Genomic DNA, 15,376 nt, shown 5'->3' with positions numbered 1-15,376 from the left:
ACTGTACGATACATAATAATGGATAGAAATACATTCACAGGATTATTCCTGATCATGCTCATTTTGGTAGGAGGATTTTATCTTCTGAAGCCCTCGGAAGCCGAAATGAAAAAAATACAGGCAAAAGAGCATGCCGACTCCCTGAAAAGGGCAGGTGCGAAAACACCGGCAGCTGTTAAGGCTGATACTACAAAAGCGGTAGCCGCGGTTGATTCAACCGTAATAAAAGGCCCGTTTGGCGCGGCTACATCAGGTGCCGAAAAACTTGTTACCGTTGAAAATAAAGACATCCGTGTAAAACTTTCAACCCTGGGCGGTAAGGTATATTCAGTTGAACTGAAAAACTTTAAAACCTTTGATAAAAAGCCTTTGATCTTGTTTGATGGCGATCAAAATAAGTTCGGTTTGAACTTTAGTGCATCAAACGTAAATATCAATACCAATAACCTGTACTTCACCCCAACAGGCGGCGATTTGATAGTGGCCGATAAAGATTCGGGCGCTATTACTATGCGTTTAAGCTACAGCGCTACACAGTATATTGATTATACCTATTCGTTAAAAGGTACCGGTTACAAGCTCGATTTAACCATTAAGCCTACCGGTTTGGATAACGTTATCGCTAACAGCAGTTCTGTTAACCTTAACTGGGCAGCCAGCCTGCACAAGCAGGAAAAAGACATGAAGCAGGAGCAGCAATACTCAACGGTATACTTTAAAAATACCGATGATGATATTGACCACCTGAACGTAGCTAAAGACGAAGAGAAAGAAGTAAGCGATAAAAAGATCCAGTGGATCTCTTTCAAACAACACTTTTTCTCGAATGTATTGATTGTTAAAGACGGTATCAGCAAAGCTAAAATGGCTGTAAGTACCGATGTTAATAACCTGCGCGATGTAAAGCAAATGAGTGCTAACCTGGTGTTGGCCCGTAGCAGTGCAGGTACCTTCCCGATGGAGTTTTACTTTGGCCCGAACCGTTTCAGCACACTGAAAGATCAGGGTTTTGATCTGGAAAATCAGGTTGATATGGGCTGGGGACCTTTAAAGTACATTAACCGTTTCGCGGTATTGCCGGTATTTAACTTCCTTAACCAGTTTAACTGGAACTACGGTATCATCATTTTGGTGTTGACTATTTTGCTTAAGCTGGTATTATCGCCGCTTACTTATAAATCATACCTGTCAATGGCTAAGATGCGTGTGCTTAAGCCGGAGATGGACGAGATTAAAGGTAAAGTGGGCGAGGACAACCCAACATTATTACAACAGGAATACCTCAAGCTATACAAAAAGGCAGGTGTGAACCCCTTAGGTGGTTGCTTGCCGCTGGTATTGCAAATGCCTATCGTAATCGCGTTCTTCCGCTTCTTCCCAAGCTTGTTTGAGCTCCGCGGCGAGAGCTTCCTGTGGATGCACGATCTTTCAACCTACGATACACTGGTGTCATTCGCACCGCTGCCTATTATTGGTTGGACACACATCAGCTTAATGTGTTTACTGATGACCATTTCAACGCTGATCTACACCTATTTCAATAACCAGATATCGGGTGCTACAGGTCAAATGAAATACATTGGTTACATTACTCCGCTGATTTTCTTCGGTGTACTGAACAGCTATCCTGCCGGTTTGAACTATTATTACTTCCTGGCCAACATGTTAACCTTTTTACAACAATACCTGATCAAATTCATGGTTGACGATAAGAAGATCCATGCCCAGATCCAGGAAAACAAAAAGAAACCTGAAGACACCAAAAAGAAAAAATCAGGCTTTCAGGCACGCATGGAAGAAATGATGCGCCAACAACAGCAACAACCTAAAAAGAAATAATTTCTTTAAACAGATATGAAAAGTCCGCAGCGAGCTGCGGACTTTTTTTGTTTATGGGATGTTAGGTATTTGATTGACGCTAACCGTCAGCAAACAGCTTCGGGTTAAAACGGGCAAAACGGTGTTGGCCATAAGCGCAAGCATAGCGAACTTGTTGCACGTGGGGTGGAAACGAGCGGCGGGGCAAAAGTTCCAGCCCCAAGTTCTGCACGTTTTGCAGCGCAGAGGCCTTGTGCGACAAAGAAGCCTTTTGCTAGACAAGGGTTTATTCGCTGTTTGTTTGTTTTTTATAGGTGCTCATGAGATCGCTTCGCTTAGTATGTTACTTTTGCCCTCAAAAGTAATAGCCCCTGCGGCAATGAGCAGACCAACGTTAATTACAGCACAAGCTTCAGCCTAAGTAGAGATTGCTTCGTCGTTCCTCCTCGCAATGACGATAGAACTATAAAAATACAATCAATAAGCCGCCATCTTTCCGCAAGAGCAGGCGCAATTAGAATCTGTAGTACCTAATTGCGTTAAAAAATGCTGGTAAAAACCAATCCGGTCTTTCATGTTATACATATCATCACCTTTGCCGCATTCTATGGCGCCGTTGATGATATTGATGGTGCTTCCGAAGCCGGGTATCCGTCCTTTGGCTTTTTCGGTATCGTTGGGCTGCCACGAGCCCGTCATGGCGGCATGTGCCGATGGTTTGGGGGCTTGCGGGGTCATCCAAAAGTATATGGCGGTTTTAAAGGCCACTACGGGGTCGGTTTCTACCAGGTCGGGGTTATTCAGCAAAACCTTTTTATCGCCGAATATACAGTCGGAAGCGTAGCCATAGTTGCCATTGTAGCTTAGCTGCATAGGACCGCGGCCATAATATTTTTTACCGGCAGCGGGTGGGTATTCGTCATTATCGGCAATGTAGGGCAGCGAGGTATCGTTTTCGTGTTTAAGCATCAGGCCGTCGTTGTATTGGCCGTTTTGCCCATGTCGGGTTTCATGGGCTATGTGCGCGAAAAAAGCTGCCAATTCCTTTTTATTAGTAAGCGCGTCCTTCTCTGTACAAAATTTAGCGAAGTCGATATAGTAAACACTGTCGGGTTTTGATTTGGCCCAGCTTTCATTAAAACCCTTGTCTTCACGTATAATGGTAGCCTTGCCGATGCTGTTATCAATGCGTGATAGCTGCAAGGCCGAATAAGCCCGTTTAACGATCTTTATCTTAAATGCCGAAAGTTCCTTTACCGCTTTTATAAAAGCCGCGTAGCTGTAAAATTTATCGCGCTGAGGGAATAGCGTATTAAACTGCTTTTCGCTCAATATGCTTTCTACAGATACCGGTGGGGCAGTGGCAGCAGGCGTATCGGCGTGGGCGCCCCCACATTTAAAGCTAAGCAGCGTGAGTATAAATAGTGAGGCAAGGGTAAGCCTGGCCGAAGTGATCATTGATTTCATACGATATTGCTACAAATAAATGTAAACATTTAGCTAATTACTCACATTTGTAATAATAACAACTGCAAATTTGTTTAATTGCATCGATATGAAAATTTATACCAAAACGGGCGATAAAGGTTACACCTCGCTTATTGGCGGCACAAGGGTACCAAAGCATCATTTGCGTATTGAAAGTTATGGTACAATTGATGAACTAAATTCTTATATTGGCTTAATCCGCGATCAGGATATTGCTGTACATGATAAAGACATATTGAAGCATATTCAGGACAGATTGTTCACTATCGGGGCTTCGCTGGCTGCCGATCCTGAAAAATCAAGAATGGTGATACCCGATCTGCATTTATCAGACATTGAATTACTGGAGCACGAGATGGACGAGATGAACAAAGTACTGCCCGCGCTAAAGCATTTTATTTTGCCCGGCGGCAGCATCGCGGTATCGTATTGCCATGTAGCCCGGTGCGTATGCCGCAGGGCCGAACGTATAGTAGTACACCTGAATGAAGCGGATGTGGTAGATGAAAAAGTGATAATTTACCTGAACAGGTTAAGCGATTATCTTTTTACACTGGCCCGTAAATTTGGTTTTGATGCAGATGTGGCTGAAAATCAATGGATACCGAGGGTGTGAAAAATGTAAAAAAAATATTGATTTTCAATTTGAAAATATTATACTTTTGCGAAAAAGTAAATTTACCGAACATTAAATATATAGAAAAAACATGTATTGGACACTTGAATTAGCATCGCACCTTGAAGATGCACCATGGCCGGCAACAAAAGATGAATTAATTGATTACGCTATCAGATCAGGAGCGCCTGTTGAGGTTATTGAAAACCTGCAAGCCTTAGAGGATGATGGTGAGCCGTATGAAAACATAGAAGAGATATGGCCTGATTATCCTACAAAGGATGATTTCTTTTTTAACGAAGACGAATATTAAATTCGTAAAAAGATAATTGCAGGCTAATATTAAATATTTTTATTAGCTACTACTTTTTGGAATGATTTTGGTTATTTAGCTATAAACATTATCAACTAAAAACATTTGCAATATGAGAGGCTTACTGTACATTATCGCTGTCATCCTGGTTATAGGATGGATATTTGGATTCTTTTTCCAACATGCGACAGGATTAATTCACGTATTATTAGTTATAGCAATTATAGCTTTACTATTAGGCGTAATAAGACGAGCGTAAAGCTTATTAAATACTATTATAAAGCCACTTGTAGTTTATACAAGTGGCTTTTTGCTTAATAATAATTCGGCTATCGCGATATCCTCCGGGAAGGTGATCTTTAAATTTCTGTGGTTACCCTCAATTAAATTGATCTTAAAGCCCGCTTTTTCAACCACGCTGGCATCATCGGTGAACAGATTGCTGTATGGCTGCGTGTAAGCCTGCTTTAATTGGCTGTATTGAAAGGTTTGCGGAGTTTGTATCAGGTATACCTCATCTCGGTTTAAAGCGGCTGAAATGCCTTCTTTTAATACCCTTACCGAATCCCTGCTTTTTACGGCCACCACGGCGTTGCCATGTTGGGCTGCATAGGCGTAAGCATTATCAATAATGCCCTGTTCGGTAATCGGCCTAACAGCGTCATGCACGGCTATTACAGCATCTTCAATGCTTATGGTATCCAAACCATTCTTTACAGAATGAAACCTGGTTTCGCCTCCGCTTACCAGCAGGTGGGGGAGTTCAAATTGATATTCGCGGCACAGGTTATTCCAGTACTCGTGGAAGTCCGGATGTAAAACGAGGATGATCTCCGGCTGATAAGTACTGTTATAAAATGCTTCGAGCGTATAAAATAAAACCGGCCTGCCATTCAACAGCAAAAACTGCTTAGGTACTACCGATTGCATACGAGTGCCCGAACCACCTGCTACTATGATGGCTTTATATTTAGATTGAACAGGTAAGGTAGAAGACATGAGACGATCAATTAGTGCTTGATTTGTTCTGTTGTGTTATTATCGTTTCGCAGTTGCCGTTTGCGCAACATGCTTAAGGGGCATCCTGAGCTTGTCGAAGGATCGTGTGCAAAGGCCTTTACCCGCGTACCCTTCGACAAGCTCAGGGTGACAGGCCACGCTATTGAATCTATAACTCACAATGACAAATTTATCTTTTTAACAGCTGTTTTAAACTGAAATAGAGGCAAAAAAAAGAGATGTAAGAAAAATCTCACATCTCAATTCTAATATCTCACATCTAAAAAGAAATTAGATGATCAGCATGGCATCGCCGTAGCTGTAAAAACGGTATTTCTCTTTAATGGCTATTTCGTAAGCGTTCATTACATTTTCGTAACCGCCAAACGCGCATATCATCATCAACAATGTCGACTCCGGTGTGTGGAAGTTGGTGATCATTGAATTGGCAATGCTGAAATCGTACGGAGGGAAGATGAACTTGCTGGTCCAGTCGTTAGCTGCTTTCAAAGTTTTGTTGGCAGATACCGCAGATTCGATAGTCCGCATTGAAGTAGTACCTACCGCGCAAATACGTTTCTTTCTTTCAATACCCCTGTTTACAATATCAGCTTGTTTTTGCTCAATAATGAACTGCTCCGAGTCCATTTTGTGCTTGGTTAAATCTTCCACCTCAACCTGGCGGAAAGTACCTAAACCTACGTGCAGGGTAACTTCGGCAAATTCAACACCTTTTATTTCAAGGCGTTTCATCAGCTCGCGGCTAAAGTGTAAACCCGCGGTTGGGGCTGCTACCGCGCCTTCGTGTTTAGCGAAGATGGTTTGGTAACGCTCTTTATCATCGGCAGTGGCTTTGCGTTTAATGTATTTAGGCAGTGGTGTTTCGCCCAGGATCTCCACGTTACGACGGAATTCCTCATCGGTACCGTCAAACAGGAAACGGATAGTACGACCGCGAGATGTGGTGTTATCTACCACCTCGGCAATCAGCAAATCGTCATCACCAAAATATAGTTTGTTACCAACGCGTATTTTACGGGCCGGATCAACCAACACATCCCATAAACGAAGCTCCTTGTTTAACTCTCTAAGCAAAAATACTTCAATGGTAGCACCGGTTTTTTCTTTGTTACCGTACATGCGGGCAGGGAATACTTTTGTGTTGTTAAGAATCATAACATCCTTATCATCAAAGTAATCCAATACATCCTTGAATATTTTATGCTCAATTTTCCCCGAATCGCGGTGCAGCACCATCAGGCGCGACTCATCGCGGGTATCAGAAGGCGTGTGGGCAATAAGTGACTCTGGTAAGTTGAATTTAAACTGGGATAACTTCATATCTTATAAATATTGTTGGATTTTCAAGGGCGCAAATGTATAAAAATTTTAGCAAATAAATAACAGATAATAGTCAGCTTTGTGTTATATTATCCGCAATAAATTTATTGACTGATAATGTGTAACCAAACAAGGGTATCGTAGTCTAAAACCAAATACGATTATGATATTTTTAAAACTCTTCCGCGAAAGCTTCCTGTTCGCCTGGGACGCGCTCAGGCAAAATAAACTGCGCACCATGCTATCCCTGCTTGGGGTAACCATTGGTATATTTACCATTATAGCGGTTTTTTCGGCGGTTGATACCTTGCGGGGTAACCTGCAAAACAGCGTTAATAAGCTGGGTAATAATAGTATATATATACAAAAATGGCCATGGCTATTCAGTAACGATTACCCTTGGTGGAAGTTTTACCAGCGCCCTGTGCCCAACTACCGCGATTTTGAAGAGTTACAAAAACGTAGCGAAACGGCCGAAGCTATCTCTTTCGAGATCAGCGTAGATAATCGTAACATTAAATATAAAAGCAATACTGTAGAAGGGGCTTCTATTGATGCCGCCTCGCAGGATCATAACCGTACCTGGAACTTTAGTTTTGATGGCGGGCGTTATTTCACACCAATGGAATCGCGCACGGGTGCCCCGGTTGTGGATATTGGTTTTGATATAGCGTCAGCACTGTTTCCTAACGGCGATGCTGTGGGCAAAAAGATAAAGGTGATGGGCCGTTACGTAACTGTAATAGGCGTTTTCGCTAAAGAAGGTGAAGATATGCTGGGAATATCGAAAGATAAACAAGTGTTGATGCCGCTTAACTACGCCCGTAACCTGGTTGATATTAAAAGCGACCGTTATAACCCACAAATTGTTGTGAGGGGCAAAAGCAACCTCTCCGAACTGGAAGTTGAAAGCGAATTACAGGGCCTTATGCGTTCTATACGCAGGCTGCGCCCGGGCGTTGACGATAACTTTTCGCTCAACAAATCAACCCTGATATCAAATCAGTTGGATAAATTGTTTGATATGGTAAACGTTATCGGGTTCATTATCGGTGGTTTTTCGATACTGGTAGGTGGGTTCGGTATCGCCAATATCATGTTCGTGTCAGTAAAAGAGCGTACCAATATTATCGGTATACAAAAATCATTGGGGGCAAAAAACTATTTCATATTATTGCAGTTCCTGATAGAAGCCATCGCGCTTTGCCTTATGGGCGGGCTTATAGGGCTGCTATTTGTGTACCTGGGTACATTCGCGGTAAAGGCCATTGCCGATATACAGGTGGTGCTTGATATGGGTAACATCATATTTGGTTTATCAACATCGGTAATTATTGGTATTATATCGGGTATAGTACCGGCTTATTCCGCCTCACGCCTTAACCCGGTAGAGGCTATACGTTCAAACTAACAACACATTATGAAAGCTCTTAGCATTGCCGCCGCGTTTGTTTTTGCATTATCAGTTTCTGCCTGCAATCAAACATCATCATCTCAAAAAACAGCAGATTCAGCTACATCAGCAACGGCTGATACAACAGCTAAAGTTGCGGCTGTAGTACCTGATAGCGACAATGTAGATAAAGTATATACTTCATACATCGCCCTCAAAAACGACCTGGTTAAAACAGATGCCAAGGCTGCAAAAAAATCAGCTGCCGAACTGGAGAATGCCCTAAGCGCTGTAAAAGGCTGCGACGAGGCCGCTACCTTCGCTAAAAAGATCGGCGCTACTGATGATATCGTTAGTCAGCGTATATCATTTTTAACGTTGAGTAAAGATGTGATCACTCTTGTAAAAGGTAATAAAGCAGGTAAGGAAACTGCTTACGTAACATTTTGCCCAATGGCAAATGAGGGTAAGGGCGGTTACTGGTTATCTGAAATTAAGGAGATCAAAAACCCGTATTACGGCAGCGACATGCTGGAATGTGGTGAGGTTAAAGAAGAACTGAAATAACACCTGCTTATTCGGCAGGCTTTTCAATACCTTTTTGGTGTAGCAAGTGCTTGGCTACTTTTTCAAATAATGCTTCGGCTAAAAATGGTTTGGTAAGATAATCGCTCATGCCGGCGTAAAAAGCTTTGTTGTGCGTGTCGGGCATGGCATCGGCGGTTAGGGCTATAACAGGCACGTTCGGATGTGTTTTTTTGATGATCTGTGTAGCCTCGAAACCGTCCATTACCGGCATTTGCAGGTCCATGATGATCAGGTCGTAATTCTTTGCCAGTGCCATATCAACTGCAATTTGTCCGTTCAAGGCCTCGTCAACACTGGCATGCCAGCGTTTTAAAAACTTTGAAGCCACCAGCAGATTCATCTTATTATCATCTACTACCAAAATATGCTTACCGGTTAAATCGGTAATGGCGGTATTGCCCGTTTCGTGGCTGGCTATCTGCTGCCCTTTTTGCGATATTTCAAAAGTGACAACAAAGCTGAAGTGCGTACCAACCCCTTGTTGACTGTTTACTTCTATACTGCTGCCATGCAATTCTATCAGCCTTTTGGTGATGGCCAGCCCAAGTCCTGTACCGCCGTAATAATTGCTCAGGTGGGTTTCCTGTGTAAACGGATCAAAAACCCGGCTCAAATAATCGGGTGATATGCCGATGCCTGTATCTGTTACCGAAAATTTAATGGTTACAGTATGGTCGGTAGCCTCTTCCTTATCCATACGGATAATTACCCGGCCCTGCGGCGTAAACTTAATAGCATTGCTGATCAGGTTGTTCAAAATCTGGCTTAAACGTGGCTGATCGCCTTTAAGGGTATCCGGTATGGTGGTGTCGGTGATTAGATCGAGTTGCAGGTGTTTTTCGCTGGCTTTTAAATTAAATGACTGCCATATTTTTTGTGCCAGCTGATGAATATCGAAGGGAGCTTTATGCAGCTCAAATTTACCGGCCTCTATCTTATTGTAATCCAATATATCATTAATAATAGCCAGCAGGTTCTCACCCGAAAATTTGAGGGTATTGAGGTACTCCAATTGTTCCGGTTTCGGGTCTTCAGTAAGTAATAGGTTAGTAGCACCTATCACCGCGTTCATCGGCGTACGGATCTCATGGCTCATGGTGGAGAGGAAATCCGATTTAAACTGCGATGCACGCTCGGCGTGCTCCTTTGCCGAAATAAGTTCGCGGGTAGCCATTTCCTGATCGGTAATATCTTCGCCAAGGCTGGTGGTTTCTTTAACATCGCCGTTGTCATCAAAAGTAACCGTGTTTTGCCAGCTGATGATGCGTTCTTCGCCATTGCGACACAAAACAGGGTTAACAAAATGGGTTTCGATTGAACGTGTAGTGAACGATTCACGCAATAACGGGCGCACCTCCTCGGGGATAAAGTTTTCCATCCAGTTCATGCCCGTAATTTCTTTTTGCTCGTAACCCAGCATATCGGCCAGGTGTTTATTACAAAAAATGATATGCCCTGTAGGGTCGAGGCTAACGGCTGCAAGCTTTACAGTTTCCAGTACAAGGCGGTATTTGTTCTCGCTGATCTTGTATTCTATTTCGGCTGTTTTACGTTTGGTGATATCTTGCAGTGTTCCTATAATTTTGCGCAGGTTACCGTCGCGTGTAATTAATTTACCTACAATAAGACTCACGTACTTGATATTACCACCGGCAGTAATTATCCTGAACTCGTGTGATGTATTGGCAATGCGTGCGGGGCTTTTGGCAAGTAGCTTAATGATATACTTATCATCAGGGTAAATGTATTTTAATAGTAAGCGACCAAAGCCTTTTTGTAAATAGCTCCCGGTTTGAACCTCAAAAATATGGCTGATCTCGTCAGACCATGACAGTGCTTCTTCGCTTACATCCCATCTCCAGTTACCTATTTTGGCAATGGTTTGGGCATCGATCAGTTCACTTTGGCTTATTTTTGCCGTTCGTTCAGATAACTTTATCTCCGTGATATCCTGTATTACGCCAAATACTCTTTTCAGGCTGCCGTCCTCTTTAAATATCAGTTCGCCACGCAATACTTTGAGGTACTTTAAATTTCCCCTGGGGGTGATGAACTTATGTTCGAGGGTGTTGGTAGCCACGGTAGCAATATCCATCAGGAAATTATAGGTAATATCATGATCGTCGGGATGCACCAGTGTCATGTAATAAGTAAACTTATCCATGTCGGGCGGTATATTATCAATTTCCAGTACCGCGAAGAGGTTGTCAGACCAGTAGTTGCTCTTCGTATCGTCATCGTACCACCAGTTGCCCAGTTTGGCAATGGCCTGCGCTTCGGTCAGCAGGTTCTCATTCTCTTTAAGGGCTTGTTCGTATTTCTTTTGCCCGGTTATATCGGCTATAGAGATAGAAATGCGCGAGGTGTAATAACCATTGCGGGTATAAATAGGCGCTATGCGGGCTATATACCATTTATCGGCGCCAAAAACAGAATCGAATTCGAAAGAAGTTGGCTTTTTATGTTTAAGCACATAGTCGGTAGCTATCACAAACGGATCTGCCTTTTCCGCGCCGATGATATCGCTCAATTTGTTATCTATAAAGATCTTCGGATCGAAATGGAGCGGCAGCAACTCGTTATACCAAACATTAAGGCAGTTCTTATTTTCATCCAGCTCGAAAACAATATCATTAATGGAGTTAATGAGGGCATGGAGCTGGTTACGGCTGTCGCGTAGCTTTTGTTCGTTGCTTATAAGGGTATGGTTGACCTGTGTAAGGATGCCCAGCGCTTTTTTGAGCTTAAAGCGGTAAACCATGCGTATTAAAAAGGCGATATAGGCAATGGCAATAAAACCCGCGATCAATATAATTATTGATGATACTGCTATACCCGGTACAGGCAATTCCAGATAAACATAAGTTAGCGCGGCAGTATTAATGAGCGATATACCTAAAAATTCGCGGCGTTGGGTACATAAAAGCGTGAGCGCTACAAATACCACCATAGCGCTGAAAATATAAACCCGTGCGAATTGGTTTTCGTAAAGCAGTATACCGCTGTTAATTATTATAAAGCAGGTTAGCGTAATGTACAGGCATATTTTATAATACCTGCGTTGCAAAAACGACGCGCCAAAAGTAACAATGCAAATGCCGCTGCAAACAAGGCGCAGCCAAAGATGATCTTGCAGGGTACCATCATCAAGCAGGTATAGCGCGGGGCTAAGTATGGCCAGCACCAACAATAACAGCCGGTAAATGCTGTTATCATTATGTATTAACGAAACCAGTTTGCCATTAAATGACATGCCCATACGATATGCGGAATTATGATTGGCTAAAAAATTGCTGCTATCAGTTAATTTTTTATGTTAAGTTATTATAATTTTTACAATACTAAAGTATATTGAAGATTAATAATACACAGATTTATTTACATTTGTTGCTTATACGAACATTTTCTATGTCTGAAACTGCACAACTAAAAATTGGGGATAAAACATTCGACCTTCCTGTTATTGAAGGTACGGAAGGTGAGAAGGCCATTGATATTTCTAAACTGCGCGACCAAACCGGTTATGTTACGCTGGATATAGGCTATAAAAATACAGGCGCTACCAAAAGCGCTATTACTTTTTTAGATGGTGAACAAGGTATACTTAAATATCGTGGTTACTCGATAGAAGAGCTGGCCGAAAAATCATCATTTATTGAGGTTGCTTATTTGCTGATCTACGGTGAACTGCCGACTGCCGATCAGTTAAAAGGTTTTCAGTACGAGTTGAGCCGTCATACCCTTGTACACGAGGATATGAAAAAGATCTTCGATGGCTTTCCGCAGCGTTCGCACCCTATGGGGCAGCTTTCATCATTGGTTTGCGCCTTATCAGCTTTCTACCCTGATTCTTTAAAGCAAAATCAAACAGCAGAAGAATTAAACCTGAGCATCGTTAAAACGCTTGCTAAAATGTCTACCGTGGTTTCATGGATCTACAAGAAATCATTAGGCCATCCATATATCTACCCTAAAAATAAATACGACTACATAAGCAACTTCCTGCACATGACCTTCGGGCAACGTACCGAAGAGGTGGAGATAGATCCGGTTATTGTAAGTGCTATGAACAAATTGCTGATACTGCATGCAGATCATGAGCAAAACTGTTCAACTTCAACCGTACGTATCGTAGGTTCTTCAGAATCTAATATTTACGCTTCGGTATCGGCAGGTATATCGGCACTTTGGGGCCCGCTGCATGGCGGTGCAAACCAGGCGGTAATTGAAATGCTGGAGAAAATACAGGAAGATGGCGGCGATACCGATAAATGGATAGCTAAAGCAAAAGATAAAAATGATCCTTTCCGCCTGATGGGCTTTGGCCACAGGGTATATAAAAATTTCGATCCACGTGCCAAGATCATTAAAAAGGCCTGCGACGAAATTTTAGAGAAATTAGGTATTAATGATGAGGTGCTTGAAATAGCTAAAAAGCTGGAAGAAGTAGCCCTGAAAGATCCTTACTTTGTTGAACGCAAGCTGTACCCTAATGTTGACTTTTATTCGGGCATCATTTACAGGGCATTAGGTTTCCCTACAGATATGTTCACTGTACTATTCGCTTTAGGCCGTTTACCGGGATGGATTGCACAGTGGAAAGAAATGAAAGAGAACAAAGAGCCTATCGGTCGCCCGCGCCAAATTTACGTAGGTTCTACCAACAGGGACTTTGTTGAAATAGAGAAACGATAATTCAAATATCAACCATATTAAAAGCCGGATGCCAAAAGCATCCGGCTTTTGTTTTTTTAGTAATTTAGGTGGATGAGAAAGTGTGTGTTATTGATGTTGCTGGTTGCATTATTACCGGTTTGCCTGTTGGCCCAGGTAAAAGTTACGTTTAAAACGGGTAAGCTACCGGTCACAAAAGGGGCAAACCTGTTTTTAGCAGGTGATTTTAACAACTGGACCCCGGCCGATAAAAGTTGGCAATTAGTTGCCGATGCCTCGGGTGGGTATAGCCTGGTTAAAGAATTTAATACGGGCTCTATCAATTTAAAAGTAACCAAGGGTAGCTGGGAAACCGCCGAATGCGATGCCGATGGTAAACCCGTTGGCAATCACACCTATCAAATAAACCGCGATACCACCATTGTATTGGATATAGTAGCCTGGCAGGATAATTTTAAAGCAGCCGAAAAGAAACATACGGCGAGTGCCAACGTGCAGCTAATGGCCCCAAAGTTTAATATACCGCAATTGGGCAGGCAACGCCGTATATGGATCTATCTGCCGGCAGATTATAAAACATCGCGCAAAAGGTATCCGGTGATCTATATGCACGATGGGCAAAACCTGTTTGACGAATACGTTTCCGGTTATGGCGAGTGGGGTGTCGACGAGGCGCTGGATAGTCTGCCTGCCAAAAAGCAATGTATTATAGTGGGGATTGATAACGGCGGTGGTCAGCGCATTTCGGAATATGACCCTTACGATTCTAAATACGGCGGCAAAGGCAGGGGAGATGATTATGTAGACTTTTTGGCCAAAACCCTAAAGCCTTATGTTGACAGCGCATATCGCACCCAAAAAGCCGCCAAATACACTACAGTGGCGGGCAGCTCTATGGGCGGACTGATATCCATGTATGCCGTCTTAAAATATCCCGATGTATTTGGCAACGCAGGCATATTCTCTCCGGCGTTTTGGATAGCGCCCGAGATATTTACTTATGCTGATAAGAACCTCAACAAGAAATCCCGTTTCTACTTTGAATGCGGCGATGCCGAAAGTGCCTTAATGACCACCGACATGCAAAAAATGGCTGACCTCGCACGAAGCAAAGGCATCGACATAAAGAATGCCCCTACACTGATAATAAAAGGCGCAAAGCATAATGAACGGCAATGGCGCAGTGCTTTTCCTGCTTTTTATGAATGGCTTGGCGGGCGTTAGTTCGTCACTTCCTCCACTATCATCCTGAGGTACGAAGCATCTATGTGTAGTTAGTTTTTCATTAGCAATGGTTGTGCTTTATTGATCGTTAGTGGATGTTACTTTCTTTTTTCTCTCAAAAAAGAAAGTAACCAAAGAAAAAAGTCGCGGCTGCGCAAGGAACTATCTTTGGGTTGTGCTTAGGCAAGGCTTGTGCTCCCCGTTCCTTACGATGCCGCATTTTTGTGGGTATGTCAAGGTTGTGCTTTTGCGTTGGCACCCCTTATCCCGCAGCCGCTTGGCTCCAGCCAAGTGGCAACTATTACGCGGCCTCCGGCCGCACTATGTTAATTAATATATTTATAGTGTAAGCTGAAAGATTACGCCATGCTGTGTCACGAGTTACGCTATGCTAAACTCGAGAAAGTTGGGGAGCTACTTTTAAAGTCCTCTCCTTTGGAGAGGATTTAGGTGAGGCCTCTACCGTCAGCAGACGGCTTCGGGCGAAAGTGGGCAGAACTGTGAGACCAAGAGCGCAAAGGCGGGCATAGGAGCTTGTTGCATGCGGGTGGGGATAGTGCTTTGGGGCAAAAGTTCCAGCCCCAAGTTCTGTTCGGTTTGCAGGGCAATGGCTTTGTGCGGCAAAGAAGCCTTTTGCTGGACAAGGGTTTATTCGCTGTCTATTTGTTTTTTTATCGGCGCTCATGAGATCGCTTCGCTTAGTATGTTACTTTTGCCCTCAAAAGTAATGTGGCACTGTGCCCAAGAGCAGACTGACGTTAATTATAGCACAAGCTTAACCTAAGTAGAGATTGCTTCGTACCTCGCAATTGTAAAGGTCAAGTAATTCGGTAACAGAATTAGCTTTATGTTATAAAGCTAAACGTTATGCGAAACATTAACAATGATCTTACATTAAAGCGGAATTATCTTAGCAAATATC

12 protein-coding genes are annotated in these 15,376 nt (G+C 42.9%); 8 read left to right on the top strand and 4 right to left on the bottom strand.

The genetic code is table 11. The annotated features are described in order from the left end of the window. Positions 1-18: 18 nt before the first annotated feature. Positions 19-1,839: a membrane protein insertase YidC gene (gene yidC, locus ABD894_RS27200; RefSeq protein WP_345214259.1), complete on the top strand. Its 1,821-nt coding sequence runs from the start codon at positions 19-21 to the stop codon at positions 1,837-1,839. A 456-nt stretch (positions 1,840-2,295) separates the two neighbouring features. Here the strand turns inward: yidC and ABD894_RS27195 are convergent, their stop codons facing one another. After that, on the bottom strand, positions 2,296-3,285 hold the full coding sequence (locus ABD894_RS27195; RefSeq protein WP_345214258.1) for a chitinase: 990 nt from the start codon (positions 3,283-3,285) through the stop codon (positions 2,296-2,298). Between the two features lie 88 nt (positions 3,286-3,373). Between ABD894_RS27195 and ABD894_RS27190 the strand changes: the two genes are divergently transcribed. From ABD894_RS27190 to ABD894_RS27180, 3 genes are all read left to right on the top strand, one after another. Further along, a complete protein-coding gene (locus ABD894_RS27190) occupies positions 3,374-3,922 on the top strand; it encodes a cob(I)yrinic acid a,c-diamide adenosyltransferase (protein ID WP_345214257.1) in 549 nt (182 codons plus the stop codon). Positions 3,923-4,013: 91 nt separating this feature from the next. Next, positions 4,014-4,235, top strand: a complete 222-nt coding sequence (locus ABD894_RS27185) for a DUF2795 domain-containing protein (protein WP_002996718.1) — start codon at positions 4,014-4,016, stop codon at positions 4,233-4,235. 112 nt (positions 4,236-4,347) lie between these two features. Beyond that, positions 4,348-4,494 (top strand): lmo0937 family membrane protein, encoded by a 147-nt coding sequence (locus tag ABD894_RS27180; RefSeq protein ID WP_345214256.1) that lies wholly within the window; start codon positions 4,348-4,350, stop codon positions 4,492-4,494. A 35-nt stretch (positions 4,495-4,529) separates the two neighbouring features. On the opposite strand, the gene ABD894_RS27175 is transcribed toward ABD894_RS27180, so the two are convergent. Further along, positions 4,530-5,234, bottom strand: coding sequence for a 2-C-methyl-D-erythritol 4-phosphate cytidylyltransferase (locus ABD894_RS27175; protein WP_345214255.1), 705 nt, complete (start codon positions 5,232-5,234; stop codon positions 4,530-4,532). A 291-nt stretch (positions 5,235-5,525) separates the two neighbouring features. Next, the gene (gene queA / locus ABD894_RS27170) at positions 5,526-6,575 is read right to left on the bottom strand and encodes a tRNA preQ1(34) S-adenosylmethionine ribosyltransferase-isomerase QueA (RefSeq protein WP_345214254.1); all 1,050 of its coding nucleotides are present in this window, start codon (positions 6,573-6,575) and stop codon (positions 5,526-5,528) included. A 163-nt stretch (positions 6,576-6,738) separates the two neighbouring features. Between queA and ABD894_RS27165 the strand changes: the two genes are divergently transcribed. Beyond that, positions 6,739-7,986: an ABC transporter permease gene (locus ABD894_RS27165; RefSeq protein ID WP_345214253.1), complete on the top strand. Its 1,248-nt coding sequence runs from the start codon at positions 6,739-6,741 to the stop codon at positions 7,984-7,986. Between the two features lie 9 nt (positions 7,987-7,995). Continuing rightward, positions 7,996-8,535 carry a DUF3347 domain-containing protein gene (locus ABD894_RS27160; RefSeq protein WP_345214252.1) on the top strand — a complete coding sequence of 180 codons (540 nt, stop codon included), beginning with the start codon at positions 7,996-7,998 and terminating at the stop codon, positions 8,533-8,535. Positions 8,536-8,542: 7 nt separating this feature from the next. Here ABD894_RS27160 and ABD894_RS27155 read toward each other — a convergent pair whose 3' ends face one another. Further along, positions 8,543-11,815, bottom strand: a complete 3,273-nt coding sequence (locus ABD894_RS27155) for a PAS domain S-box protein (RefSeq protein ID WP_345214251.1) — start codon at positions 11,813-11,815, stop codon at positions 8,543-8,545. A 149-nt stretch (positions 11,816-11,964) separates the two neighbouring features. Here ABD894_RS27155 and ABD894_RS27150 point away from each other — a divergent pair, with 149 nt between their 5' ends. Both ABD894_RS27150 and ABD894_RS27145 read left to right on the top strand, forming a co-directional pair. Beyond that, complete coding sequence (locus tag ABD894_RS27150) at positions 11,965-13,251, top strand: citrate synthase (protein ID WP_345214250.1); 1,287 nt, start codon at positions 11,965-11,967, stop codon at positions 13,249-13,251. 72 nt (positions 13,252-13,323) lie between these two features. After that, complete coding sequence (locus ABD894_RS27145; protein WP_345214249.1) at positions 13,324-14,454, top strand: alpha/beta hydrolase; 1,131 nt, start codon at positions 13,324-13,326, stop codon at positions 14,452-14,454. Positions 14,455-15,376 lie beyond the last annotated feature (922 nt).

It is taken from the genome of Mucilaginibacter gynuensis, from assembly GCF_039541195.1.
GTDB classification, from domain to species: Bacteria; Bacteroidota; Bacteroidia; order Sphingobacteriales; family Sphingobacteriaceae; genus Mucilaginibacter; species Mucilaginibacter gynuensis.
Note: the sequence above shows the minus strand (reverse complement) of the source record. Positions and strands in the feature narration are given on the sequence as shown.